Origin of the sequence: Pseudomonas putida, from assembly GCF_001941965.1 — a bacterium.
Lineage (GTDB): Bacteria > Pseudomonadota > Gammaproteobacteria > Pseudomonadales > Pseudomonadaceae > Aquipseudomonas > Aquipseudomonas putida_L.
The window spans coordinates 124,952-148,240 of the sequence record NZ_MKZO01000047.1; the positions used below are offsets into that span (position 1 = coordinate 124,952).

Consider the following 23,289-nt stretch of genomic DNA (forward strand, 5'->3'; position numbering starts at 1 on the left):
AGGTCGGGTTCCGGAGGCAGGACATGGACCATTATTCGCAACTGCTGGCCTTTCTCGGCGCTGCCGAGCATGGCAACTTCTCCGCCGCGGCGCGGGCTTGCGGGCTGACGCCGTCGGCCATCAGCAAGCTGATCTCGCGGCTGGAGGATCGCCTGCAGGTGCGCCTGTTCCAGCGTGGCACCCGCAGCCTGACCCTGACCGAGGAGGGCGCCGCGTACCTGGTCAGCGCCCGTGCGGTGAGCAACGCGATGGCCGAGGCCGACTCCCTGGCCGAGGCCTTTCCGACCCGGGTCAGCGGCACCCTGCGCGTGCACACCATGACCACCTTCGCCAAGCACCAGATCATTCCCTGGTTGCCGGAGTTTCTCGCCGCCTACCCGGGGCTGACCGTGGATATCCAGGTCGGCGCGCAGTTCAGCGACCAGTTCGACCAGGGCCTGGACGTGGCGATCCACAGCGGCGTACTGCCGGACTCCACGCGCATCGCGCGCAAGGTTGGGCAGAGCCGCTGGATCGTCTGTGCATCGCCCGAGTACCTGGCCCGGCATGGCACGCCAGAACATCCGGCGCAGTTGCTGGAGCACACCTGCTTCTCCTTCGGCTTCAACAGCGTGTGGAACACCTGGGGCTTCGTGGTCGACGGTGAAAGCGTCACCGTGCCCATCGTGCCCCGGGCCACCTTCGGCCAGGGCGACATGCTGCGTGACCTGGCGCTGAGTGGCGCCGGCATCGTGCGCCTGGCCGGCTTCCATATCGGCCAGGACCTGCAGGACGGCCGTCTGGTGCCGCTGCTGGAAGATTACGCCCAGGACAGCACCGAACCGATCTACCTGATCTACACCAATCGCAAGCACCTCAGCCCGAGGATCCGGGTATTCCGCGACTTCCTTGAACAGAAGCTCGCGGTCAGCCCGTGGAATGCCCGCTGAGGCACAACTTTTCCAAGAGGTAACCATGCCCAATCTCGTAGGCGATGTGTCCAGCGCCGCCCGCATTCTCCCGGCGCTCGACGGCCAGACCCTCTTTATCCGCAATGGCAAGGGCCCGTACCTGTGGGACGACCAGGGCCGGCGCTATATCGACACGGCCCTGGGTTTTGGCGCCGTGCTGCTCGGTCATGCCAATGATGCGGTCAACGCTCGCGTTGCCGAGGCCCTGGCCGACTCCGCTTCGCCGTCCTGGGCCCATGTTCGCGAGCATGATGCGGCCAGTGCGCTGGCGGCGCATACCGGGGCGCTGAGCAAGGTGATCTTCACCAACTCCGGCAGTGAAGCCGTGCATCTGGCCTGTCGGGCGGCCCGGGCTTATACCGGGCGCGGGCGGATTGCCAAGATGGCGGCCGGGTTCGATGGCTGGTTCGATGATGTGAGCTTTGGCAACGTCGGTTCCGCCGAGGCCAATTTTGCCGATGGCCAGCGTCCGCTGACGCCACGCACCACACTGCTGCGTTTCAACGACTTCGCGGATGTCGAGCGGCTGTTCGCCGAGGACCGTGACATCGCGGCGGTGATCCTTGAACCCATGCTCGCCAACGCCGGTTGCATCATGGCCGCACCGGGGTTTCTGCAACACGTTCAAGAGGTGGCACGGCGGCACGGGGCGCTGGTGATCAGCGATGAAGTGCTGATGGGCTTCAGGCTGCATGCCGGGCTGGCGAGTGAACTGGCCGGGTTGGACCCGGATATCGCCAGTATCGGCAAGGCGATCGGCAATGGCGTGCCGGTGTCGGCCATTGTCGGCAAGCCGCAGGTGCTGGCCGGGTTCGAAGAAGGCAAGGTACTGCGTGGCGGAACCTTCAGCGGCAATCCGCTGGCCTGTGCGGCGGTGCTGGGTACCCTGGAGCAACTGGACCGGGCCGACTATGGCGCCGTGATCGAACGCGGTGAACGGCTGCGCCGGGACGTGCAGGCGATCTTCGCGGCGCGGGGGATCACGGTGAGTACCAGTGGCTACGGCAATGTGTTCGGCATCTGGCCGTCGCAGCGGGCGCCGGAGGGTTATGCCGAGGCGCTGGAATTTGGCGATGCGGCGTTCAGTCGGGAGCTGCACCTGGCGCTGCGGGCGGTCGGGGTGCTGGTGATGCCGTCGCAGTATGGGCGAATCTACCTGTCGTTCGAGCATGACGATGAGGTCGTGGAGGCGATGAGGGCGGCGTTCGAGGTAGCGGCGGGGCAGTTGGCGCCTCGCTTTGCGAGCCGGGACTAAGTTGTCGGCTGGCATTGCTTTGCGCGGTGCCATGCGAGCTAATGGCGGTTTCGTGCAACAGTGGAACCGCCATGTTCTCTTCCGAACGGCTCAAGGGTATCGATGTGTTCGTCGCGGTCGCCGACCTGGGCAGCTTCACCGCGGCGGCGCTGCGCCTGAACCTCACCAGCTCCGCCGTCAGCAAAAGCGTGGCCCGCCTGGAAAACCGCCTGGGTACCCGGCTGTTCAGCCGCACCACCCGCAGCCTGGCCCTGACCGAGGCCGGGGTGACCTTCTATCGCACCTGCACCTCGGTGCTGGCTGACCTGGAAGAGGTCGAGCAGGCCATCGTCGCCAAGGGCAACGAGCCCCAGGGCCGGGTGCGTATCGAACTTCCTGCCTCCTTCGGGCGCCTGCACGTGCTGCCGTTGATCATGGACTTCCTGCGTCTTCATCCCTTGCTGCAGCCGCATATTTCCTTCTCCGACCGCTTTATCGACCCGGTCTACGAGGGGATCGATATCGTCGTGCGCATCGGTGGGCCGGACACCTGGCCGGCCGCCCTCGGGCATCGCTACTTCGGCGCCCAGCGCCAGATCTTCTGTGCCGCTCCCGAGTACCTGGCGCGTTACGGCGTACCGCTTGCCGAGGAGGACCTGGAGCACCATCACTGCGTGGTCTACGGGCACAGCGACGGGCGGGTCACTCCCTGGCACTTCAAGGGCCGCCAGCCCGGCGAGATGGAGCGCCGCACGATGCCGGCGCGTATCGCGGTGGGGGATGGCGAGGGCGAGGTGGCAGCCGTGCTGGCCGGGCATGGCATCGGCCAGTTGCCGACCTGGCTGACCCAGCAGCATATCGATGCCGGGACCCTGGTCGAGGTGTTGCCGGAGCTGGCCACGGACGGCTTGCCGATGCACCTGGTGTGGCTCAGAAGCCGGGAGAATCTGCCTAAGGTCCGGGCATTGCTGGACTACCTGCTGCCCCGGCTGGCCGCGCACGGTAGCACGGCACTGGCCTGATCAGGGCTGCGGCGCCAGCTTGCGCAGCGGCACGATCACCAGCAAGGCGAGCAATGCCACCAGGGCGGCCACGTAGCCGACGGACTCGACCCCAAGGCTCGGGATGGTCAGCCCGCCGACCACTGCGCCAATGCCGATGCCGGCATTCGCCGCCGAGACGTTGGTGCTGCCGGCCAGCGCCTGGGAGTGACTCACCGAGCCCATCACCCGCACCTGGCTGATCGGGTACAGCGCCGTATTGGCGATGCCCCAGAGCCCGAGCGCCAGGCAGAACAGTACCCCGGCCTGGGCCAGCGGCACGATGGCCGCCATGCCGATCGCCAGCAGCAACAGGAACAGCGCCGTGGCCTTGATCGGCGAGCGATCGACCGCCTTGCCGCCGATCCAGTTGCCCAGCAGGCCGACGGCGCCGAAGCCCATCAGCCACCAGCCGACCTGGGTGGCCGGTACGCCCGCGACCCGTTCGAGGATATCGGCCAGGTAGGTGTAGCCGATGAACATGGCGCTGAACACCAGCACCGAGAGCAGCACGTTGCCGAGGAACCAGGACTCCTTGAAGATCCGCGCCTGCTGCATGAAATCGACCTTCGCGGTGCGTGCCACCCTGGGCATGTACAGCATCATCGCCAGGGCCATCAGCAGCGACAGCCCCGCCAGCAGCCAGAACGCACCGCGCCAGCCGATGGCGCTGGCGGCCACGGTCCCCAGTGGAATGCCCAGCAGCATGGCCGCCGAGATCCCCAGGTAGACCTTGGAGATGGCCTGGCCCGCCTTCAATGGCCCGGCCAGTTGCCCGGCGGTTTCACTGGCGGTACCCCAGAACACTGGCAGCGCCAGGGCCGGGATGATTCGCGCGATGGCCAGTATCAGGAAGCTGTCCGAGGCGGCCGCCAGGGCATTGGACGCGGCGAAGATCAGCAGGATGGCGACGAACAGATGCTTGCGGTCCAGGTGGGACAGGGCGGCGGTCAGCGGCGGGCCGAAGATCATCACCGTGAAGGCGAAGAGGGTGACCAGTTGCCCGGCCAGGGAAATCGAAATGTCCAGGTCCCGCGCCAGGGCGGGCAGCAGGCCGACGATCAGGAATTCGGTGGTGACGATCAGGAAGGCCGAGAAGGCGAGGATGGCGATGCTGATTGCGGTGTTGCGGGTAGATGCCAGGTGAGGGGCGGGTTGGTGTGCGGACATGAACGAGGAAGCTCCAAGAAACAGGGGGCTAGTCTATTTATTATTGGGCTTCCTATTTTTGGCGGTTTTTCTCTTGTTTGAGGAAATGGATTCATTAATTCATGCGTGGAGTTCACCCCGATTGCTATGGTGAAGTCACTACCGCAATCGCTGGCAAGCCAGCTCCCACAGTGATCGCGCCGTACCTGTGATTGATGGCCGGCACAGAACCCTGTGGGAGCTGGCTTGCCAGCGATTACGGTAGTGGATTCACTACCGTAATCGCTGCGGTTCGGCGGCCTGATGAACCCGCTCCACGATCCACGAACACCCGTACCCGCGCGTTCAAGCGCTTGTTCGGCGGAAACACCAGGGAAATCGGAATGCTCGCATGGGTCTGCTCCTCCAGCACCGGCACCAGCACGCCGGACTGGAAAAAGCCGGCCGCCACCGTGGCATGCACCTGCCCGATCCCCAGCCCCGCCACCAGCATCCCCACCAGCCCGAACGTCCGGGCGGGATTCGTCCGCGGCCGGCGCAGCCTGTGGTGCTGCATCACAACCGCTATGCGCGGGAGCGCTATCGGGAGTATCTGGAGGGGTATGAGGCGGCGTGCCTGGAATTCCGGCAGGCGCGGGGGATGAGTGAAAAAAGCTGGCAGGAGGCGGTACTGGCTTCGACCACCAGCCTGGAGTACATGGGCGGGCGGGAGCATCTGCGGGAGATGGTGACGGCGCGAGGCTTCACACTGGACTGAGCATTGCGCCTCGGCCTTGTGGGGCGATGGTGGATTCACTGCCGTCATCGCGGGTAAACCCGCTCCCACAGTGACCGCGCCGTACCGGGTATTGGTGGCCGGCAGAGAACCCTGTGGGAGCTGGCTTGCCAGCGATTGCAATGGAGAATGCACTACTGTAGCTGGCGGGATATTACCGTTACTCGTCACTCATTTCTGACCTGCTTCAGCCAATTCCAGAAAGGATCAGTGGACTCATCCGCATCCATGCTCTCTGGGCTGGAGATAAACTCCGCTGCGCGCTGCGGGATGCCAGGCCCGAGTGTGTGCTCCACATGGTTTCGCAAGGCCATTGGCGGTGGTAGATAGGTATCACCGTCAGAATCCTGCTCCCGGACTTCTTCCGGCGTACTGGAGAATTGCTCTGGCCAGCAGAGTTCGTCGTAGCCAATGGCAAGCAGGCGGAGGAGATCCTCCGCGTCATTGACCAGAATGCCGAGCATCGTCGAACCCGAACCCGAGCCCAGATGAACGATTCGCTGCCGATTGTCGTCATCGAGCCAGAGCCCGGCCCAGGAGCCGTCACCACCGGTTCTGAGGAATATCGACAGGCGCTGGTTGATCGCAGGGTCTTCGCTGCCGGTCCAGATAGCAGTGTGGCTCACGTCCGGGACCTGGAAGGTGATGTGGCTGGCGTATTCGGGCTGCGGATACAAGGATATGTAGCGCTGTTGTGTCCTGGTGAAGTGACGGACGCAACCCTGGCTTTCCAGGAATTCCATTGCCTGGCGCAAGACCGGCGGGAGAGGGTTGGTCGGGGAAAAGGCGGCAGCTATTTCATCAGTGAACGTCATGTCTGGCCTTGATGGTTTGTGGAGTGGGATGGGCCGCTCAACAGTTCAGCAAACCCGTGGCAGTGGTTTCAAGACAAGAGACTCGGTACGCTACTGGCAATGTGCCGCAAGGAAGCCACTCATGCCTCGTCATCACCGGTTCTACACCCTGGCCGCCTGCCTGCTGTCGCAGGCTTGCGTCGCCAGCCCGCTTCAGATCGATCCACGTGGCGACAGCCTTTATCAGCAGGCTGTCCCTTATCTGCAACAAGCCGACAGCAAGTTCGAAGCGGTCACGGCCATCACGCCAGAGACCAGCGAAGCGGAAGAACAGCGTTCCCTGGGTCTTGCTGCGGAAGGTGGCGCGCTGCTCAAACCGGCGGTGCAGTTGCTTGAGCAGGCAGCGGCTCTCGGCCACCCTGTTGCCCAATATCGTTTGGGCTTGATCCGGGTGATGCTGCTGGCGCCGAGCGAAGTGATCGAAGAGAAAGCCTGCCCCCTGTTCGAACAGAGCCTGGCTCAAGGCTTTGCGCCGCCGGCAGTGGTGATTTCAACGTGGTGCCTGGCCCATGCCAAAACGCCGCTTTATCAGGCGCAGCTACAGGCTGTCGAGGCCGCTATGCCGGGTTACGAGCAGTATTTCCCACAGCCTGGCGTGTGGCTGGAGTGCAAGCCTGGGCAGCCAGTGGGTATGGCCTTGCAGTGGGGCAGCAGTCGTGACTACCAGGCGGAAGTCTATCGGCTGCTGGGGGACTGGAATCGAGCGCAGCGTTCGGCGTTCTATCAGAAAGCGGTCGATCTCAATGACTGCGCCAAGGCCAGGAAACGCTTGCGGCCGTAGGGTAATTGTCATGGACACGCCGCACCCGACTCCTTAAGGTGGCGGCCGAAATGGCGTGATGCGCCAGCAGGCTGAGTAGAACTCCATGAATCGTCAAAAGAAATTGCAGCAACTGTTCAAGGCCAAGGCCAAGAAGGCCAGTGCCAAGCTGGCGCCGAAGAACCGCAATACCTATGTTTCCAAGGCGGACCGGCTGAAGCTGGCGGCCGAGGCCGGCGACGGCGCGAGTGCCGTACCTGAAAGCCAACCCGACTCAACGACTACGGTTATTAATTGATCTGATAATCGTTACCATTTACGATGCGGCCCTCGTACTGGAGGGCCCCCCGTGATCAACGACGAACTGACCCAGGTCTACACCGAGCACAACGGCTGGTTCAAGCAGTGGTTGTACCGTCGCATCGGCTGCTCCGCCCAGGCTGCCGACCTGGCCCAGGACACCTTCCTGCGCATCCTCCAGGCACAACGGAAAGCCGGCACCAGCCTCGGCCTGCAACGCCCCCGGGCTTACCTGACCACCGTCGGCCGGCGCCTGGTCTACGATCATTTCCGCCGCCAGTCCCTTGAACGTGCCTACCTGGACCTGCTCGCGCAACTGCCCGAGCTGTTCGTGGTGTCCGAGGAAGAACTGGCCTGCATGCGCGAAACCCTGCAGCAACTGGACGCCTTGCTCGACGGCCTGAAACCGGTCGTGCGTTCGGTGTTCCTGATGGTCCAGCTGGAGGGCGCGACCTATGTGCAGGTGGCCGAGCGCCTGGGCATCGGCGAGCGTACGGTGAAGCGCCATATGGCCCGGGCACTGGAAGCCTGCATCCTGTTCGAGGATGACTTCCTGTGAGCCAGGCGCAGGCCCGGATAACCCCCGAGGTCGCTCGCCAGGCCGCCCACTGGCAGATGCTGATGCTCGACGAGCAGGTCAGCCCGGCGCAGCAGGCGGCCTGCGCGCGCTGGCGGGCGGCGGCGGCGGAGCACGAACAGGCGTGGCAGAAGGCCGAGCGGGTCCAGGCACGCCTGGGCCTGCTGCCGCAACGGCTGGCCATGGGCACGCTCAACCGCGAGCGGCGCCAGGCGCTCAAGCAACTGCTGGTGCTGGCGATCCTCGCGCCTGTCGGCTATGCCGGCTACCGCCAGCTCATGCCGCAGGAGCGCTACGCCACCGCCGTTGGCGAGCGCCGCCGCCTGACCCTGGCGGACGGCACGGTGCTGGACGTGAACACCGATAGCGTGGTCGAGGTCGAGTTCGACGAAGCCCAGCGCCTGGTGATTCTCAAGCGCGGCGAGATCCTCGTGGACAGCGGCGCCGACCCGCAAAGCACGCATCACCGCCCACTGCGGGTCGCCAGCGGGGAAGGCCTGATGGAGGCGCTCGGCACCCGCTTCCTGGTCCGTCAGCGCGACGCCAGCACGCAACTGAGCGTGTTCCAGGGCGCAGTGCGGGTCAGCCCGCTGAGCGGTCCGCAGCAGACCCTCGCCGCCGGCCAGCAGTTGACCTTCAGCGCGCGAGGGCAGGGGACCGTTGGTCCGGCACGCGAGCAGGACAGCCAGTGGACCCGCGGCCAGTTGATCGTCGAGGAAATGCCCCTGGCCGAGTTCCTTGGCGAACTGGGCCGTTATCGCAACGGCTGGCTGAGGTGCCAGCCCGAGGTTTCCCGCCTGTTGATCAGCGGCGCGTTCCAGCTCGACAACACCGAGCGGATTCTTGCCGCATTGCCGGCCACGCTGGCGGTCCAGGTCGAGTACCGCACCCGCTACTGGGTCACCGTCACGGCGCTTTGAAAAAAGTTGGCCCGTTTTTCCAGCTCGTCAGTCCTTGTGTATGGAACTGCCAACAACATAGGGACCCTCACTTCATGATTCGCTCTTCTTCACCCCGCAACCCCGGCTATCGCCACCTGCTGGCCTTGAGCGCGCTGACCCTCGCCCTGCAGGGCGCGAGCCTGTCCGCCCTGGCCGCGCCGGCGCAGGCGCCGCAGGCCTACAGCATTGCCTCCGGCAGCCTGGCCCAGGTGCTGGCGCGTTTTGCCAGCGAAGGCGGGGTCACCCTGCAATACACCCCGGCGCTGGTCCGCGATCTGTCCAGCCCCGGCCTGCAGGGCAACTACGGGATCGAAGAAGGCTTCTTCAAATTGCTCGCCGGGACCGGCCTGCAGGCCGTGCGTCGTGGGGACGACGTCTACGGCCTGGAACCACTGCCGGCTTCGGGCTCCCTGGACCTGGCGCCCTTGGGCATTACCGGCGTGCATGTCGACGCGACCACCGAAGACTCGGGCAGCTATACCTCCAATGCGGTCACCATCGGCAAGTCCACCCATCGCCTCAAGGACATCCCGCAGTCGGTCAGCGTGGTGACGCGCAAGGCCATGGACGACCAGCGCCTGGACACCCTCGACGACGTGCTGGAAAAGACCACCGGGGTCACCACCTTCCAGAGCCCGTCCGGGGGCAAGTACATCTATTCCCGCGGCTTCGAGGTGGAAACCATCCAGTACGACGGCGTGCCGCTGGACCGTCGCTACTACGCGATCGGCAGCAGCTTCACCTCGGACACCCTGTTGTACGACCGCGTGGAAATCCTGCGCGGCGCCAACGGCCTGCTGCAGGGCAGCGGCAATCCCGGGGCGGCGATCAACCTGGTGCGCAAGCGGCCCAAGGCCGAGGCGGCGCTGTCCGTCACCGCCAGCGCCGGCTCCTGGGACAGCTACCGGCAAACCATCGATGCCAGCGCGCCACTGACTGCCGATGGTGCCCTGCGCGGGCGCATGGTCGCCGCCCATGAAGACCAGGACTATTTCTACGACACCGCCGAAAGCCGCAAGAACGTGCTCTACGGCATCCTCGAATATGACCTGGGCGACAGCACCACGGTGGCGGCCGGCGCCAGTGTCGAAGACCTGCACGCCGTGCCGTTCTTTAGTGGCCTGCCGCGCAACAAGGATGGCAGCGCGGTGAACGCCGGGCGCTCGACCTTTACCGGCGCCGACTGGAACAAGTGGAACAACAAGCAGACCACTTACTTTGCCGATATCACCCATGACTTCAACGACGACTGGCGGTTGAAGGCGTCGGGCAGCTACCTGCGCGAGACCAACTACATTCTCTACAGCTTCGGCCGCGGCTCGGTCGATCCGGCTACCGGCGATGGCATGCGTTCCCGGGCCTATCTGTACGACTTCGAGAACGTCAACAAGGGCGCCGATATCAACCTCACCGGCAAATGGCGGGCCTTCGACCTGGAGCATGAAGTGGTGGTCGGGGCCAATGCCAGCGACCTGAAGACCGATGACCTGCAGGGCGGTCTGCTCAACCTGGGCTCGATCAATATCTACGACCCGGTCTCGCCGCAGCGCCCGACCATGGAGCAACTGCTGGGCACCACCTATGCCGGTACTTCCCAGGGCAAGATCAGCCAGAACGGGATCTATGGCGTGGTCCGCTACAAGCTGGCGGAGCCGCTGACCCTGGTGCTGGGCGGGCGCAGCAGCAACTACAAGTACGACTATGAGCTGCACCGCTTCAACGCGGCCTCCCCGGACCCGGCCCGCTCCCGGGAAAGCGGCGAATTCACTCCCTACGGCGGCTTGATCTACGCGCTCAACGAGCAATGGTCCACCTACGTCAGCTATGCCGATATCTTCAAGCCGCAGACCGAGCTGACCGCACAGAGCACCACGCTCGAACCGCTGACGGGCTCCAACTACGAGCTCGGCTTGAAGGGCGAGCTGCTCGATGGCCGGGTCAACACCAGCTTTGCGCTGTTCCGCGTCGACCAGGAAAACCGCGCCCAGCTGACCAACAATCCGCTCTGCAACAACGACTGCTATGTCGCCGGCGGCAAGGTGCGCGCCCAGGGCTTCGACGCCGAGATCAGCGGCGAGGTACTGGCGGGGCTGCAGTTGTTCGCCGGGTATACCTACACCAGCACCGAGTACCTCAACGATCCGAAGGATGATGTCTCGACGGCGGGTGGCACGTTCAACAGCTATACCCCGCGTCACTTGCTGCGCTTCTGGGCCGACTACAACCTGCCGGGCCAACTGGAGCAATGGACGGTCGGTGGCGGCGCGAATATCCAGAGCAGGAACTACCACGCCAACTTCGGTGGCACGGATGGGGTCGGGGACATCGAGCAGGCGGGGTATGCGATCTGGAATGCGCGGGTAGCGTACCGGATCAACAAGAACTTCAGCGTGGCGCTCAATGGCAACAACCTGTTCGACAAGAAGTACTTCTCGACGATCGGCTGGTTGTATGCGGCGAACCATTACGGGGATCCGCGCAACTACACGGTGACGTTGCGGGCTGATTTCTGATCGACCTGGCGCGGACCCTGTGGGAGCGGGTTCACCCGCGATGAGGGTAGTGAATTCACCACCGCAATCGCTGCGGTTCGGCGGTCCGACAAGCCAGCTCCCACAGGGTTCCTGCCAGCCATCAATCCCGGGTACGACGCGGACCCTGTGGGAGCGGGTTCACCCGCGATGAGGGCCGTGAATTCACCACCGTAATCGCTGCGGTTCGGCGGTCCGACAAGCCAGCTCCCACAGGGTTCCTGCCAGCCATCAATCCCGGGTACGACGCGGTCACTGTGGGAGCTGGCTCGCCAGCGATTGCAATGGTGGGTTCACCGACGTAATCGCGGGTGAACCCGCTCCCAAAAGGTCCGCGTTGTGTTTCGGCGAGCCCGTTCGGCACACCCATTTGCGTGGTAGCTGCCTGCGTGAGTAGAATGCAAATTATTATCAATCATGTATTCTCCCGGGACGCCGATGCGCAGCGACGATTCATTAGCTACTGCCGATCCAGAGCTGCTCTATCGCACCCATCACTCCTGGCTGCGCGGCTGGCTGAGCCGGCGGGTCGGCTGCCATGAACACGCCGCCGACCTGGCCCAGGACACCTTCGTGCGCCTGCTCAAGTCCCGCCAGGCAAGCCCCCTGCGCGAACCTCGTGCCTACCTCAGCAGCATCGCCCGCGGGCTGATGATCGACCAGTTCCGCCGTCGCGAGCTGGAGCGGGCCTACCTGCAAAGCATCGAGGCATTGCCCGCGCAAGAGGTGCCCAGCGAAGAAGACCGGCTGCTGATCCTCGATGCACTCGAACGCATCGACCGCATGCTCGACCGCCTCAAGCCACGGGCCCGGCAGGCGTTCCTGCTGGCTCACCTCGATGGCTTGAGCTGTCCGCAGATCGCCGCGAAGCTGGAGGTTTCCCGCGCCACCGTGGAACGCGACCTGGCCCTGGCCCTGCAACACTGCTATCGGTTGCGCTATGTCGAAGCCTGAGCCGCAGGTGCTGGATCCGGCCGTTGTCGACCAGGCGATCGATTGGCTCGTGCGCTTGCGCTTCAACCAGGCCGATGAGCGCTCACAGCGCAACTTCGAGCACTGGCTGCAACAGCGCCCGGAGCACGCCCTGGCCTGGCAGCGGGTGGCGGGGCTGGGCGATGAGCTGGCCGGAATTCCCCCGCAACTGGCCCGGCAGACCCTCGCCGGTGCCAGCAAGGGCATGCGCCGACGGCAAAGCCTCAAGCTGCTGGGCCTGTTCTCTGCAGTCGGCACGGCCGCCTGGCTTGCCCGCGACTACACGCCACTGCCGACGCTGTTTGCCCAGCAGCGCAGCGACACTGGCGAACGGCGCGACTTCCAGCTCGACGATGGCAGCCTGGTCCAGCTCAACAGCGACAGCGCCGTGGACAGCCACTTCGACCCGCAACGGCGCCTGATCACCCTGCTGCGCGGGGAGATCATCGTGAACGTCGGCGCGGACGAGCATGCATCGCAACCACGACCGTTCTGGGTCAAGACCCGCGACGGACTGGTGCGCTCCCACAGTCCGCGTTTCCTGGTGCGCGAGCAGGAGGACGGGACCTTGCTGGCGGTGCAGGGCGGTACGGTGGAAGTGTTTACCGGCTCTGTCCAGCCCCTGGGCGAGAGTGACAGCGGTGCAGTCCAGGCCGCGAACCAGCTGTTCTTCACCGCCCAGGGGCCCCGTGAGGTCAAGGACAACGGCCTGGATGTCTGGGGCTGGGGCGACGGAGTGATCACCGCCCACGACATGCGCCTGGGTGATTTCACCGCCGAGCTGTCGCGCTATCGCCCGGGCGTCCTGCGCTGCGCCCCGGAGGTGGCCGATCGGCGGGTATCCGGCACCTTCCAGTTGGCCGACAACGACCAGGTCCTGGCGCTGGTCGCCAAGTCGCTGCGTCTGCGGGTCGACTACCGGACCCGCTACTGGGTGACCCTGACCGCCGCCAGTTGAAGCCTCCGAAAAATAAATGAGGTGGTTTCGCATTCTCGCTCGACCTGTAAGGAAGGCCGCAGTACAGGCCAGTTTGCCGACACCCTTCCACGGAGCGAGATAATGAGTTCTTCCCCGGTCCCACAGCGCCATCCCCTGAGCCGTGCCTTGCAGGGCGCGATCCTTGGCTTGATCGTCAGCAGCCATGCCCTGCCGACGCTGGCGCAAACCGCGAGCGCTGCACCTGGCAGCCTGGTCCAGCACTGGAGCATCGCCGCCGGTCCACTGGCACCTGCACTTGACCGCTTCGCACGGGAGGCGGGCATCAGCCTGTCTTTCGACGCCGCGAGCGTCGCCAATCGCATGACCCAGGGCGTGAACGGCAACTTCGATACCGCCGCCGCGTTGTCCTCGTTGTTGCAGGGCAGTGGCTTGCAGATCGAGCAGCAGGGGCCCGGCGCCTACCTGCTGGTCGCCCAGCCGGCGGCGGCCGGCCCGGTGGAGCTGGACGCCACGTCCATCGATGACTACCGACTGGCGCCGGTGATCATCAATTCCAAGATCAAGGTCAGTGCCGACGACGACGCCAACTCGGTGGTCGCCCAGGAGCTCTGGGTCGGCGGCAAGGTGGCGACCAGCATTCTCAACACGCCCGCTTCGGTATCGGTGGTGACCGGCAAGGAAATGGAGCAACGCAGCGTCAGCACCACGGAAGAAGCGCTGCAGTACACCCCGGGTGTGGTCAGCGACTACTACGGCTCGGACGACCGCAACGACTACTTCCAGATCCGCGGCTTCCAGGCCACCACTTACCGTGACGGCCTGACCCTGAGTTCGATGCGCGGTGTGCGCGAAGATCCGTTCGCCTATGAGCGCATCGAGATCATCCGCGGCGCCAACTCTACGCTGTTCGGCCCGGCGGACCCGGGTGGCTCGGTGAACTTCGTCAGCAAGCAGCCGCGCTTCGAGGCGTCGGGCCAGGGCTACGTGACCTATGGCTCGTTCAACCATATCGAGAGCGGCATCGATGTGACCGATGCGCTGAACGACGACAAGACCCTGGCCGGCCGCTTTGTCGCCAAAGGGCAGAACAGCGACCGCGAATACGATCACTCCCAGGACGACAACCGCCTGGTCATGGGCGGCCTGACCTGGGCGCCGAGCGACTACACTTCGGCCACCGTGATCCTCGATCACCTGAAGACCGAAAGCACGCCCAACAACGGTGGCTCGCCGCTGGACAAGGAATACGATCGCAGCGATTTCTTCGGCGAGCCGGGCTACAACTTCCACGATGTCGAGCGCACCAGCCTCAGCGGCAACATCACCCACGACTTCGACAACGGTTTCGTGCTGCGCAGCAATATGCGCTACAGCAAGCTGAGCGATGACTATGGCTACGTGTACCTGAGCGACAACGCCTCGCGTGTTGGTACTACCATTCCCCGCTACCTGCTGGGCACGGACAGCGACGCCACCCAGTTCAACGGCAACCTGATGCTGCAATACGATGCCCGCTTCGAGAACATCGACAGCAGCAGCCTGGTGGGCGTGGAATACCTCGACTCCTCGACCAAGGACAGCTCGGTGTACGACCTGGTGTCCTCGATCGACATCGCCAACCCGGTGTTCACCGGTGTTCCGGCAACGCTGACGCCGTACACCGCGAAAAAGAACGAGGCCAGGACCAAGGCCGTGTTCCTCCAGCAGAACCTGTCGTTCTACGAGCGTTTCATTGTCACTGCCGGCGTGCGCAACGACTCCATGGACCTGTCCAGCAAGGGTTACAACCAGTTCTCCAGCCCGGTGCAGTTCGACGACAAGGACAACTTCTCGGAAACCTCCTACCGCGGGGCATTGACCTACATCGTCAACGACGAGGTATCCAGCTATGTCAGCATGGTGGAATCGGTTTCGCCGCCTCAGGTGGGCGTCACGCCGCAGACCGGCCGGCAGTACGAGGTGGGCGTGAAATACTCGCCAATGGGCATGAACGCGCTGTTCTCGGCGGCCGTGTACGACCTGACCCAGGAAAACGTCACCATCGCCGTGGTGTTGCCGAGCGGCATCATCGAGCAGCAGACCGTGGGCGAATCGCGGGTCCGCGGCCTGGACCTGGAAGGCAAGGCACAGGTCACGCAGAACCTCAGCCTGGTAGGCGGCTACTCGTACATGCAGTCCGATGTGCTGCGCGGTTCGCTGAGAGACGGCAGCTCGCTCAAGGGCAATGAGTTCACCACCGCACCGCGGCATTCCGCTTCGCTGTGGAGCTACTACGACGTGCCGGGTACCGACGTGAGCGTTGGCCTGGGCGCGCGTTATGTCGGCGCCTACTACCTGGATGCCGCCAACACCCGCAAGACCGATGGCACCACGTTGTTCGATGCCGCCTTCAACTACAAGATCGCCAAGGGTACCGAACTGGCCCTGAACGTCAGCAACCTGCTGGACGAGCAGCATGTCGTGGGGTCGGGTACGGCGAACTACTACAACCCGGGGCGGGAAGTGACGGCGAAGTTGAGTTACAACTGGTAAGGGCGAACGGCCTGCGCGAGGGGCACCTGAAGGTGCCCCTCGCGCAGGCATCATTGGGTGTGGTCAATGGCCACGGCAGGTGCCGATTGACCAGGGCGCCACTCCCAGGCTGGCCAGGATAACGTCTGGCATCACGACGCCCGAAACCGCCGGGTCGCCGACGGCAATTCCCCATACCGCCGCTTGTACTCCTGGGCAAACCGCCCCAGATGTGCAAATCCCCATTTGAACGCCACATCCGTCACCGACGCCTGCTCGTTGCGTGTCAGTTCCTCGTGCACCTGCTCCAGGCGTAGCTCGCGCATATAGGCCATCGGGCTGCTATTGCGGAAGCTGCGGAACCCGGCGAACAAGGTGCGCACGCTGACCCCGGCCTGCTCTGCCAGTGACTCGACGCTCAGCGGCTCATGCAGATGCTCGCGGATATAGGCCTCGGTGCGCTTGATGAAGTAGGGCGAGATGTTCTTCTCCGCCGGCCGCTCCAGATTGCCCAGCGCACTGTGGGGCTGCCCGTAGAGCAGGGAATTGAGCAGCGCCGATTCGAACTGCTTGAGCACCAGCGGCTGGTGCAGCGGGTGCTCGGGGCTGCCGATGGCATTGGCCAGGGTATTGAGCAACTGCAGGAAATACGCCGCCCCGGGCCGCGAGAAGTCCAGGCGCGGGTCGAATTGCGGCAGGCGCTGGCTGGCCTGGGGGATGTGCTGGCGGCAGTGGTAGGCCATGTCGGCCTGCTCGATGCGCAAGGTCAGTTGCGGCGCATGCCCCTGCCAACGCATCTGCGCCGGCAGGGTCGGCGACAGCAGCGAGGCGACCAGCGGCGAGGATTCGAACTCCTGCCCCTCGCAGCGGATCAGCGCACCACCCTGGATCGGAATCTGGATCAGGTAGAAGTCTTCCAGGCGTCCCGGATCGATATCCACTTCCGTGGCGTATTCCAGGCGACTCAGGGCCAGGCCGCCACGGGCGACATGGTGCATGCAGGCGCCAACCGTCTCGGTACTGCGTACTGCCGACAGCTCATGGGGCTTGAAGATACGCCCGACACTGCTGCGCACGCTGTCCAGGTCGTAATGCAGGAACAACTGGTTCTGTTCAGTGAAAAGCTGCAGATCACTGAAGCACTCACCGCTCGCAAGGCTTGCTTCGTTGGAGATCATTGTCACCTCTCGTTACACAGGCAACCACGTCTGCACGCTTTCGGGCGTCGGCCCCTGCAGTTACCGGATGGTCGTTGCAGTGTCCGGATAATGCCCGGGCGGCAGTGTGATCCTTGGTGCCGATCACCGTCGGCTTGCCTATCTCTCAGCAAGGAACAGACCAACCTGTAGGTTGGTCGTCGCCGGTGGGCGAGGTGAGGGAAGAGGGGGGAGGCAGATTCATTTTCCAAAGGTCAACACGGACCCTGTGGGAGCTGGCTTGCCAGCGATGAGGCCGGCTTGGGCAATGATGTTGCCAGATCGGGCCAAATCGCTGGCAAGCCAGCTCCCACAAGTTTTTCTACACCTCTACCGTCACCGGCGAGGCCGATAACGCCACCCCAAGCAACGCTTTGGCAATCCTCATTTCCAGGAGGATGTTGCTCAGTTCCGCTTCATTACGGGGAGTGGGCGTGTCAGGCAACGAGCCTGCACCATGGATGGCTTTATTGAGGTGCTCGGCAGCCCGGGCGATGGCTTCTTCGTGATAAAGGCCAGGGCCGACGCAGAGGACGGGAGGTGGATCAGGGACGAGCTTTTTCATGGCAATTTCCTAGTGTGCTGATCGGATCGCCACGATTCCGCTGCTATGCGAAGGGGTTGCGACTGTACGTGAGTTAGCAGACCGGGACACATAGGAAAACCCGGTGCACCCGAAGGTGCCCACACGCACAGCCGCCATGACAGGTTGCTGGGAGCGTTATATGTGGTTTCCGGACTGCTAATCCGTGTCATCGATTTTGCGACGACCGACGCAGACTAGGCACCGTTTCCACTAGACGCAACCCGCTGGAGGGGCTGGGGAGTATGCTTGGGAAATTGCCTACAAGAAAGTCGGAAATCGGGGAGGTTTTACCCTCAAATGCAACATCGTTTGGCAGCGTTGCCGAGCATCAGGTTGCATGACTTAAGGCATCCCGTTGCGCAGTACCTCGATCAACTCCAGACAACGCTGCAACTCCGCCCCCGCATCACCCTTGCGCCGGCTCAGAATGATCGGACTCACCGCATCCCGGTCGCTCACCCCGGTGTACTCCAGATCCGCCCGATGCTGCTGGCGCACCGAAGCCGGGGCGAGGGTAACCCCCAGCCCGGCCGCCACCAGCCCCAGCGCCGTCTGCAATTCATTGCTCCACTGCCCGACCTTGACGCTCAAACCATGGTGGGCAAACAGCGCCAGCACATGGTCGGCATAGCTGGGCCGGGGCGTGGCGGGGTAGAGCACGAAGGGCTCGCCGGCCAGTTGCGCCAGGCTCGGAGTGGTCCCGCACAGCGCATGCCCGCGCGGCAGCACCGCCACCAGCGGATCCTCGTACAGCACCCGTTGCTCGATGGCCGGGTCGTCGATGCGGATCCGCCCGAAGCCGATATCGATACGCCCGGCCTTCAGCGCCTCGACCTGTTGCACCGTGGTCATCTCGATCAGGTCCAGTTGCAGCTCGGCATCGCTGCGCAGTTCCCGGGTCAGTTCCGGCAGCAGTCCATACAGGGTCGACGGCGCAAAACCGATCCCCAGCCAGTGCCGCTGTCCCTGGCCGATGCGCCGGGTGGTGGCGCCGATCTGTTCCAGTTGCTGGAGCAGGGTGCCGGTCTGTTCATAGAAGTAGCGTCCCGACTCGGTCAGGCGCAATGGCCGCCCGCGCTCCACCAGCAGGGTACCGAGTTCTTCCTCCAGCTGGCTGATTTGCCGGCTCAGTGGCGGCTGGGCCATATGCAGGCGTTCGGCGGCGCGGGTGAAGTTCAGGGTTTCGGCGAGCGCCTTGAAGTAACGCAGGTGGCGAAGCTCCATCAGACTTCCTGGGTATGGTGGCAGAGGTATTCGATATTGGATTGCCAGCCGCCAACAGGCAATCCTTTGCTCATCCAACGAACAACAACGGCGGCGCAGGGGCGTCGCCGGCCACAAGGTGTCCCGGCATATGAGCAATGCACTGATCGAACAGGTCCAGGCGATCATCGTCGACCTGCCCACCATCCGCCCGCACAAGCTGGCAATGCACACCATGCAGCAGCAGACCCTGGTGATCCTGCGCCTGCGCTGCAGCGACGGCGTCGAGGGGATCGGCGAGGCCACCACCATCGGCGGGCTGTCCTACGGCTATGAGAGCCCGGAAAGCATCAAGGCCAATATCGACGCGCACCTGGCCCCGGCCCTGGTCGGCATGGCCGCCGACAATATCAATGCCGCCATGCTCAAGCTGGACAAGATCGCCAAAGGCAACACCTTCGCCAAGTCCGGCCTGGAAAGCGCCTTGCTCGATGCCCAGGGCAAGCGCCTCGGCCTGCCGGTCAGCGAGCTGCTCGGCGGGCGCGTGCGCGACAGCCTGGAAGTGGCCTGGACCCTGGCCAGCGGCGACACCGCCCGGGATATTGCCGAGGCCGAGCAGATGCTGGAACTGCGCCGCCACCGCATCTTCAAGCTGAAGATCGGCGCCAACCCGCTGGAGCAGGACCTCAAGCACGTGGTGGCGATCAAAAAGGCCCTGGGCGACTATGCCAGCGTGCGCGTCGACGTCAACCAGTACTGGGACGAGTCCCAGGCCATCCGGGGCTGCCAGGTGCTGGGCGACAACGGCATCGACCTGATCGAACAGCCGATCTCCCGGGTCAACCGCTCCGGCCAGGTGCGCCTGAACCAGCGCAGCCCGGCGCCGATCATGGCCGACGAATCCATCGAAAGCGTCGAGGACGCCTTCAGCCTGGCCGCCGATGGCGCCGCCAGCATTTTCGCCCTGAAGATCGCCAAGAACGGCGGCCCCCGTGCCGTGCTGCGCACCGCGCAGATCGCCGAGGCGGCCGGCATCGCCCTGTATGGCGGGACCATGCTCGAAGGCTCGGTGGGCACCCTGGCCTCGGCCCATGCCTTCCTCACCCTGCGCCAGCTGACCTGGGGCACCGAACTGTTCGGGCCGCTGCTGCTGACCGAGGAGATCGTTCGCGAAGCGCCGGTCTACCGCGACTTCCAGCTGCATGTACCGACCACCCCCGGCCTCGGCCTGACCCTCGACGACGCGCAACTGTCGCGCTTCGCCCGCCGTTAAGAAGGAAACGACCATGCTGTTCCACGTGAAGATGACGGTAAAACTGCCGATCGATATGGACCCGGCCATGGCCAACCAGCTCAAGGCCGACGAAAAGGCCCTGGCCCAGAACCTCCAGCGCGAGGGCACCTGGCGCCACCTGTGGCGCATTGCCGGGCACTACGCCAACTACAGCGTGTTCGACGTGCCCAGCGTCGAGGACCTGCACAACCTGCTGATGCAGTTGCCGCTGTTCCCCTACATGGATATCGAGATCGACGGCCTGTGCCGGCACCCGTCGTCGATCCACGAGGATGACCGTTGAGGGGCTGAAGCCCGGCGAGGGCGGCACCCCGCGCCTCCGGTTGTTTGTCGCCGGTGAATTGTGCCCGCCCTTGCCTTTGCGTACTGTGATGCCAGAGAGCGCCCCCGCAGGAATGCCTGGAGGAGGAGCGCCATGACAATAAATAAAAAAACCGAGTGCCTTGCCGATGGATAGCCTGCTGAGTGACCGCAGTAGCGTGTTTCGACATGCCGACCCCTATGCCGTGTCCGACTACGTCAACCGTCACGTCGGCCAGCATTGCATAGGCCTTTCCCGCAGCACCCACCCCCTGGCCAGCCTCAACCACCGCAAGTTCGCCGACCTCGACCTGTGCCGGATCAGCTATGGCGGCAGCGTGCGCGTGACCTCGCCGGCGCTGGAGACCATCTATCACCTGCAGGTGCTGCTCAGCGGCAACTGCCTGTGGCGCGGGCACCAGCGCGAGCATCACCTGGTGCCGGGGGAGCTGCTGCTGATCAACCCGGATGATCCGGTGGACCTGACCTACTCGGAAGACTGCGAGAAATTCATCCTGAAAGTGCCGGTCAAGGTGCTCGAGTCGGTGTGCGACGAGCACCGCTGGCAGCGACCGGACAGCGGCGTGCGCTTTTTGCGCAACCATTACCGGCTGGATGAGCTGGAGGGCTTTTCCAGTCTGCTGGCGATGGTCTGCATGGAAGCCGAGGCCAGTGACCCGTTGTTGCGGGTGCAGAGCCACTACAGCCAGATCGTCGGCAGCAAGCTGCTGTCGTTGCTGACCACCAATATCCGCCGTGAAAGCCTGGGCGCATCGGCGGCCAGTTTCGAGCGGATCCTCGACTACATCGAGCGCAACCTGAAGCAGGAACTGTCCAGCGAGCACCTGGCGGAGCAGGCGCGGATGAGCGTGCGGTCGTTGTATGCGCTGTTCGAGCGGCAACTGGGCATCACCCCGAAGCAGTACATCCGCCAGCGCAAGCTGGAATGCATCCATGCCTGCCTGAGTGATCCGGATTGCCTGGTGCGCAGCTTGACCGAGCTGGCCATGGACTATGGCTTCCTGCATCTGGGGCGGTTCTCCGAAAGCTATCGCCTGCAGTTTGGCGAGCTGCCTTCCGATACTCTCAAGCGCCGGCCATAAAACCAGACAGCACTGCGGACCCTGTGGGAGCTGGCTTGCCAGCGATGGCGGTGGTGAATTCACTATCGCTATCGCTGGCAAGCCAGCTCCCACAGGGTCCGCGCCATTTCCAACTGCAAGAAATGGATAACGGTCTGCAAAAACCGGATATCTCGCCCCCTCCCGGCTCCTTAACCTTGCCTCCGTCTGATAATAAAAATGGAGGTCCCGGCCATGACCCTGGGAATCGACTACCTGAATGCCCTGCTCGAGGAAGACAAGGACCAAGGCGTCTACCGCTGCAAGCGGGAGATGTTCACCGACCCTCGGCTGTTCGAACTGGAGATGCAGCACATCTTCGAAGGTAACTGGATCTACCTTGCCCACGACAGCCAGATCCCCAACAAGAACGATTTCCTCACCACCACCATGGGGCGCCAGCCGATCTTCATTGCGCGCAACAAGGACGGTGAGCTGAATGCCTTCCTCAACGCCTGCAGCCACCGCGGCGCGATGCTTTGCCGGCACAAGACCGGCAACCGCTCCAGCTACACCTGCCCGTTCCACGGCTGGACCTTCAACAACAGCGGCAAGCTGCTCAAGGTCAAGGATCCGAGTGAAGCCGGCTACCCGTCCTCCTTCAACTGCGAAGGCTCCCACGACCTGACCAAGGTCGCGCGGTTCGAGTCCTATCGCGGCTTCCTGTTCGGCAGCCTCAACCCCGATGTGAAGCCCCTGGTCGAGCATCTGGGCGAGTCGGCGAAGATCATCGACATGATCGTTGACCAGTCCCCCGACGGCCTGGAAGTGCTGCGCGGCTCCAGCTCGTACATCTACGAGGGCAACTGGAAGCTTACCGCCGAGAACGGCGCCGACGGCTACCACGTCAGTTCCGTGCACTGGAACTACGCCGCCACCCAGAACCAGCGCAAGCAGCGCGAGGCGGGTGAAGAGATCAAGACCATGAGCGCCGGCAGCTGGGCCAAGAACGGCGGCGGCTTCTACTCCTTCGAGCACGGCCACCTGCTGCTCTGGACCCGCTGGGCCAACCCCGAGGACCGCCCGGCCTTCGAGCGCCGCGCCGAGCTCGCCGAGGAATTCGGCCAGGCCCGCGCCGACTGGATGATCCAGAACTCGCGCAACCTGTGCCTGTATCCCAACGTCTACCTGATGGACCAGTTCAGCTCGCAGATCCGCATCGCCCGGCCGATCTCCGTGGACAAGACCGAGATCACCATCTACTGCATCGCACCGCGCGGCGAAAGCGCCGACGCACGGGCCAAGCGCATCCGCCAGTACGAAGACTTCTTCAATGTCAGCGGCATGGCCACCCCGGACGACCTGGAGGAATTCCGTTCCTGCCAGACCGGCTACGGCGGCGGTCGCGGCTGGAACGACATGTCCCGCGGTGCCGAGCACTGGGTGGAAGGTGCCGACGAGGCCGCCAAGGAAATCGACCTGCATCCGCTGCTGTCCGGCGTGCGTACCGAGGACGAAGGGCTGTTCGTGCTGCAACACAAATACTGGCAGGACACCATGCTCAAGGCCGCCAGCGCCGAGCCGCAACTGATCCCCGTGGAGGCTGTGTGATGAGTGCTCTCTACGAAACCGTGCGCGACTTCCTCTACCGCGAAGCACGCCTGCTCGACGATGCCCAGTGGGACGAATGGCTGGAGCTGTACGCCGCCGACGCGACCTTCTGGATGCCGTCCTGGGACGACAACGACACCCTCACCGAGGACCCGCAAAGCGAAATCTCGCTGATCTGGTACGGCAACCGGGGTGGCCTGGAAGACCGCATCTTCCGCATCAAGACCGAGCGTTCCAGCGCGACCATCCCGGATACCCGGACCTCGCACAACCTGAGCAACATCGAGATCGTCGAGCAAGGCGAGGGCCAGTGCCTGGTGCGCTTCAACTGGCACACCCTGAGCTTCCGCTACAAGACCACCGACAGCTACTTCGGCACCAGCTTCTACACCCTCGACCTGCGCGGCGAGCAGCCGCTGGTCAAGGCCAAGAAGGTGGTCCTGAAAAACGACTACGTCCGCCAGGTCATCGACATCTACCACATTTGAATACCCGGCAGCGCCG

The 23,289-nt window shown here is 64.1% G+C and carries 22 protein-coding genes; 17 read left to right on the plus strand and 5 right to left on the minus strand.

Translation table 11 applies throughout. The features are described 5' to 3' along the window. The first annotated feature begins 23 nt into the window (after window positions 1–23). The 3 genes from PSEMO_RS23945 (at window position 24) to PSEMO_RS23955 (ending at window position 3,206) form a co-directional block, all read left to right on the plus strand. Window positions 24–929 (plus strand): LysR family transcriptional regulator, encoded by a 906-nt coding sequence (locus PSEMO_RS23945; RefSeq protein ID WP_075805421.1) that lies wholly within the window; start codon window positions 24–26, stop codon window positions 927–929. A 25-nt stretch (window positions 930–954) separates the two neighbouring features. Beyond that, complete coding sequence (locus tag PSEMO_RS23950) at window positions 955–2,205, plus strand: aspartate aminotransferase family protein (protein WP_075805422.1); 1,251 nt, start codon at window positions 955–957, stop codon at window positions 2,203–2,205. A 71-nt stretch (window positions 2,206–2,276) separates the two neighbouring features. Then, window positions 2,277–3,206, plus strand: a complete 930-nt coding sequence (locus PSEMO_RS23955) for a LysR family transcriptional regulator (protein WP_075805423.1) — start codon at window positions 2,277–2,279, stop codon at window positions 3,204–3,206. Here PSEMO_RS23955 and PSEMO_RS23960 read toward each other — a convergent pair whose 3' ends face one another. Then, on the minus strand, window positions 3,207–4,394 hold the full coding sequence (locus tag PSEMO_RS23960) for an MFS transporter (protein ID WP_075805424.1): 1,188 nt from the start codon (window positions 4,392–4,394) through the stop codon (window positions 3,207–3,209). Between the two features lie 370 nt (window positions 4,395–4,764). On the opposite strand from PSEMO_RS23960, the gene PSEMO_RS33595 reads away from it, so the two are divergent. Continuing rightward, window positions 4,765–5,130 (plus strand): hypothetical protein, encoded by a 366-nt coding sequence (locus tag PSEMO_RS33595; RefSeq protein WP_178392044.1) that lies wholly within the window; start codon window positions 4,765–4,767, stop codon window positions 5,128–5,130. A 185-nt stretch (window positions 5,131–5,315) separates the two neighbouring features. On the opposite strand, the gene PSEMO_RS23975 is transcribed toward PSEMO_RS33595, so the two are convergent. Further along, on the minus strand, window positions 5,316–5,963 hold the full coding sequence (locus tag PSEMO_RS23975) for a hypothetical protein (RefSeq protein WP_075805425.1): 648 nt from the start codon (window positions 5,961–5,963) through the stop codon (window positions 5,316–5,318). Between the two features lie 121 nt (window positions 5,964–6,084). Here PSEMO_RS23975 and PSEMO_RS23980 point away from each other — a divergent pair, with 121 nt between their 5' ends. The 8 genes from PSEMO_RS23980 (at window position 6,085) to PSEMO_RS24015 (ending at window position 15,555) form a co-directional block, all read left to right on the plus strand. Further along, on the plus strand, window positions 6,085–6,783 hold the full coding sequence (locus PSEMO_RS23980) for a hypothetical protein (protein ID WP_075805426.1): 699 nt from the start codon (window positions 6,085–6,087) through the stop codon (window positions 6,781–6,783). A gap of 85 nt (window positions 6,784–6,868) precedes the next feature. Beyond that, window positions 6,869–7,060, plus strand: a complete 192-nt coding sequence (locus PSEMO_RS23985) for a DUF2986 domain-containing protein (RefSeq protein WP_075805427.1) — start codon at window positions 6,869–6,871, stop codon at window positions 7,058–7,060. 51 nt (window positions 7,061–7,111) lie between these two features. Beyond that, window positions 7,112–7,621: a sigma-70 family RNA polymerase sigma factor gene (locus PSEMO_RS23990; protein ID WP_075805428.1), complete on the plus strand. Its 510-nt coding sequence runs from the start codon at window positions 7,112–7,114 to the stop codon at window positions 7,619–7,621. Further along, window positions 7,618–8,559, plus strand: coding sequence for a FecR domain-containing protein (locus PSEMO_RS23995; protein ID WP_075805429.1), 942 nt, complete (start codon window positions 7,618–7,620; stop codon window positions 8,557–8,559). Before PSEMO_RS23990 ends, PSEMO_RS23995 begins: the two co-directional genes overlap by 4 nt. Before the next feature lie 74 nt (window positions 8,560–8,633). Next, on the plus strand, window positions 8,634–11,093 hold the full coding sequence (locus PSEMO_RS24000; protein WP_075805430.1) for a TonB-dependent siderophore receptor: 2,460 nt from the start codon (window positions 8,634–8,636) through the stop codon (window positions 11,091–11,093). A gap of 456 nt (window positions 11,094–11,549) precedes the next feature. Next, window positions 11,550–12,065 carry a sigma-70 family RNA polymerase sigma factor gene (locus tag PSEMO_RS24005; RefSeq protein ID WP_075805431.1) on the plus strand — a complete coding sequence of 172 codons (516 nt, stop codon included), beginning with the start codon at window positions 11,550–11,552 and terminating at the stop codon, window positions 12,063–12,065. Continuing rightward, window positions 12,052–13,041 carry a FecR domain-containing protein gene (locus tag PSEMO_RS24010; RefSeq protein WP_075805432.1) on the plus strand — a complete coding sequence of 330 codons (990 nt, stop codon included), beginning with the start codon at window positions 12,052–12,054 and terminating at the stop codon, window positions 13,039–13,041. Before PSEMO_RS24005 ends, PSEMO_RS24010 begins: the two co-directional genes overlap by 14 nt. Before the next feature lie 102 nt (window positions 13,042–13,143). Then, entirely contained in the window at window positions 13,144–15,555 is a 2,412-nt protein-coding gene (locus tag PSEMO_RS24015) for a TonB-dependent siderophore receptor (RefSeq protein WP_075805433.1), read from the plus strand. Between the two features lie 131 nt (window positions 15,556–15,686). Here PSEMO_RS24015 and PSEMO_RS24020 read toward each other — a convergent pair whose 3' ends face one another. From PSEMO_RS24020 to PSEMO_RS24030, 3 genes are all read right to left on the minus strand, one after another. Further along, window positions 15,687–16,712: an AraC family transcriptional regulator gene (locus PSEMO_RS24020; RefSeq protein WP_075805434.1), complete on the minus strand. Its 1,026-nt coding sequence runs from the start codon at window positions 16,710–16,712 to the stop codon at window positions 15,687–15,689. A 340-nt stretch (window positions 16,713–17,052) separates the two neighbouring features. Further along, a complete protein-coding gene (locus PSEMO_RS24025) occupies window positions 17,053–17,295 on the minus strand; it encodes a hypothetical protein (protein WP_075805435.1) in 243 nt (80 codons plus the stop codon). A 363-nt stretch (window positions 17,296–17,658) separates the two neighbouring features. Then, a complete protein-coding gene (locus PSEMO_RS24030; RefSeq protein ID WP_075805436.1) occupies window positions 17,659–18,540 on the minus strand; it encodes a LysR family transcriptional regulator in 882 nt (293 codons plus the stop codon). 130 nt (window positions 18,541–18,670) lie between these two features. Here PSEMO_RS24030 and PSEMO_RS24035 point away from each other — a divergent pair, with 130 nt between their 5' ends. From PSEMO_RS24035 to benB, 5 genes are all read left to right on the plus strand, one after another. Next, window positions 18,671–19,792, plus strand: a complete 1,122-nt coding sequence (locus tag PSEMO_RS24035) for a muconate cycloisomerase family protein (RefSeq protein ID WP_075805437.1) — start codon at window positions 18,671–18,673, stop codon at window positions 19,790–19,792. Between the two features lie 13 nt (window positions 19,793–19,805). Then, entirely contained in the window at window positions 19,806–20,096 is a 291-nt protein-coding gene (gene catC, locus PSEMO_RS24040) for a muconolactone Delta-isomerase (RefSeq protein ID WP_075805438.1), read from the plus strand. Between the two features lie 166 nt (window positions 20,097–20,262). Continuing rightward, window positions 20,263–21,216 carry an AraC family transcriptional regulator gene (locus tag PSEMO_RS24045; RefSeq protein ID WP_075805439.1) on the plus strand — a complete coding sequence of 318 codons (954 nt, stop codon included), beginning with the start codon at window positions 20,263–20,265 and terminating at the stop codon, window positions 21,214–21,216. 213 nt (window positions 21,217–21,429) lie between these two features. After that, complete coding sequence (gene benA, locus PSEMO_RS24050; protein WP_075805440.1) at window positions 21,430–22,785, plus strand: benzoate 1,2-dioxygenase large subunit; 1,356 nt, start codon at window positions 21,430–21,432, stop codon at window positions 22,783–22,785. Next, on the plus strand, window positions 22,785–23,273 hold the full coding sequence (benB, locus tag PSEMO_RS24055) for a benzoate 1,2-dioxygenase small subunit (RefSeq protein WP_075805441.1): 489 nt from the start codon (window positions 22,785–22,787) through the stop codon (window positions 23,271–23,273). Before benA ends, benB begins: the two co-directional genes overlap by 1 nt. Window positions 23,274–23,289: the final 16 nt, after the last annotated feature.

What these genes read in the sequence shown, in the direction of transcription:
- PSEMO_RS23950 (WP_075805422.1), top strand. Translation starts at nt 955, where the DNA reads ATGCCCAATCTCGTAGGCGATGTGTCCAGCGCCGCCCGCATTCTCCCG.
- PSEMO_RS23975 (WP_075805425.1), bottom strand. Translation starts at nt 5,963, where the DNA reads ATGACGTTCACTGATGAAATAGCTGCCGCCTTTTCCCCGACCAACCCT.
- PSEMO_RS23945 (WP_075805421.1), top strand. Translation starts at nt 24, where the DNA reads ATGGACCATTATTCGCAACTGCTGGCCTTTCTCGGCGCTGCCGAGCAT.
- PSEMO_RS24010 (WP_075805432.1), top strand. Translation starts at nt 12,052, where the DNA reads ATGTCGAAGCCTGAGCCGCAGGTGCTGGATCCGGCCGTTGTCGACCAG.
- PSEMO_RS23960 (WP_075805424.1), bottom strand. Translation starts at nt 4,394, where the DNA reads ATGTCCGCACACCAACCCGCCCCTCACCTGGCATCTACCCGCAACACC.
- PSEMO_RS23985 (WP_075805427.1), top strand. Translation starts at nt 6,869, where the DNA reads ATGAATCGTCAAAAGAAATTGCAGCAACTGTTCAAGGCCAAGGCCAAG.
- benA (WP_075805440.1), top strand. Translation starts at nt 21,430, where the DNA reads ATGACCCTGGGAATCGACTACCTGAATGCCCTGCTCGAGGAAGACAAG.
- benB (WP_075805441.1), top strand. Translation starts at nt 22,785, where the DNA reads ATGAGTGCTCTCTACGAAACCGTGCGCGACTTCCTCTACCGCGAAGCA.
- PSEMO_RS24005 (WP_075805431.1), top strand. Translation starts at nt 11,550, where the DNA reads ATGCGCAGCGACGATTCATTAGCTACTGCCGATCCAGAGCTGCTCTAT.
- PSEMO_RS23955 (WP_075805423.1), top strand. Translation starts at nt 2,277, where the DNA reads ATGTTCTCTTCCGAACGGCTCAAGGGTATCGATGTGTTCGTCGCGGTC.
- PSEMO_RS24045 (WP_075805439.1), top strand. Translation starts at nt 20,263, where the DNA reads ATGGATAGCCTGCTGAGTGACCGCAGTAGCGTGTTTCGACATGCCGAC.
- PSEMO_RS24030 (WP_075805436.1), bottom strand. Translation starts at nt 18,540, where the DNA reads ATGGAGCTTCGCCACCTGCGTTACTTCAAGGCGCTCGCCGAAACCCTG.
- PSEMO_RS24015 (WP_075805433.1), top strand. Translation starts at nt 13,144, where the DNA reads ATGAGTTCTTCCCCGGTCCCACAGCGCCATCCCCTGAGCCGTGCCTTG.
- PSEMO_RS33595 (WP_178392044.1), top strand. Translation starts at nt 4,765, where the DNA reads ATGGGTCTGCTCCTCCAGCACCGGCACCAGCACGCCGGACTGGAAAAA.
- PSEMO_RS23980 (WP_075805426.1), top strand. Translation starts at nt 6,085, where the DNA reads ATGCCTCGTCATCACCGGTTCTACACCCTGGCCGCCTGCCTGCTGTCG.
- PSEMO_RS24020 (WP_075805434.1), bottom strand. Translation starts at nt 16,712, where the DNA reads ATGATCTCCAACGAAGCAAGCCTTGCGAGCGGTGAGTGCTTCAGTGAT.
- PSEMO_RS24000 (WP_075805430.1), top strand. Translation starts at nt 8,634, where the DNA reads ATGATTCGCTCTTCTTCACCCCGCAACCCCGGCTATCGCCACCTGCTG.
- catC (WP_075805438.1), top strand. Translation starts at nt 19,806, where the DNA reads ATGCTGTTCCACGTGAAGATGACGGTAAAACTGCCGATCGATATGGAC.
- PSEMO_RS24025 (WP_075805435.1), bottom strand. Translation starts at nt 17,295, where the DNA reads ATGAAAAAGCTCGTCCCTGATCCACCTCCCGTCCTCTGCGTCGGCCCT.
- PSEMO_RS24035 (WP_075805437.1), top strand. Translation starts at nt 18,671, where the DNA reads ATGAGCAATGCACTGATCGAACAGGTCCAGGCGATCATCGTCGACCTG.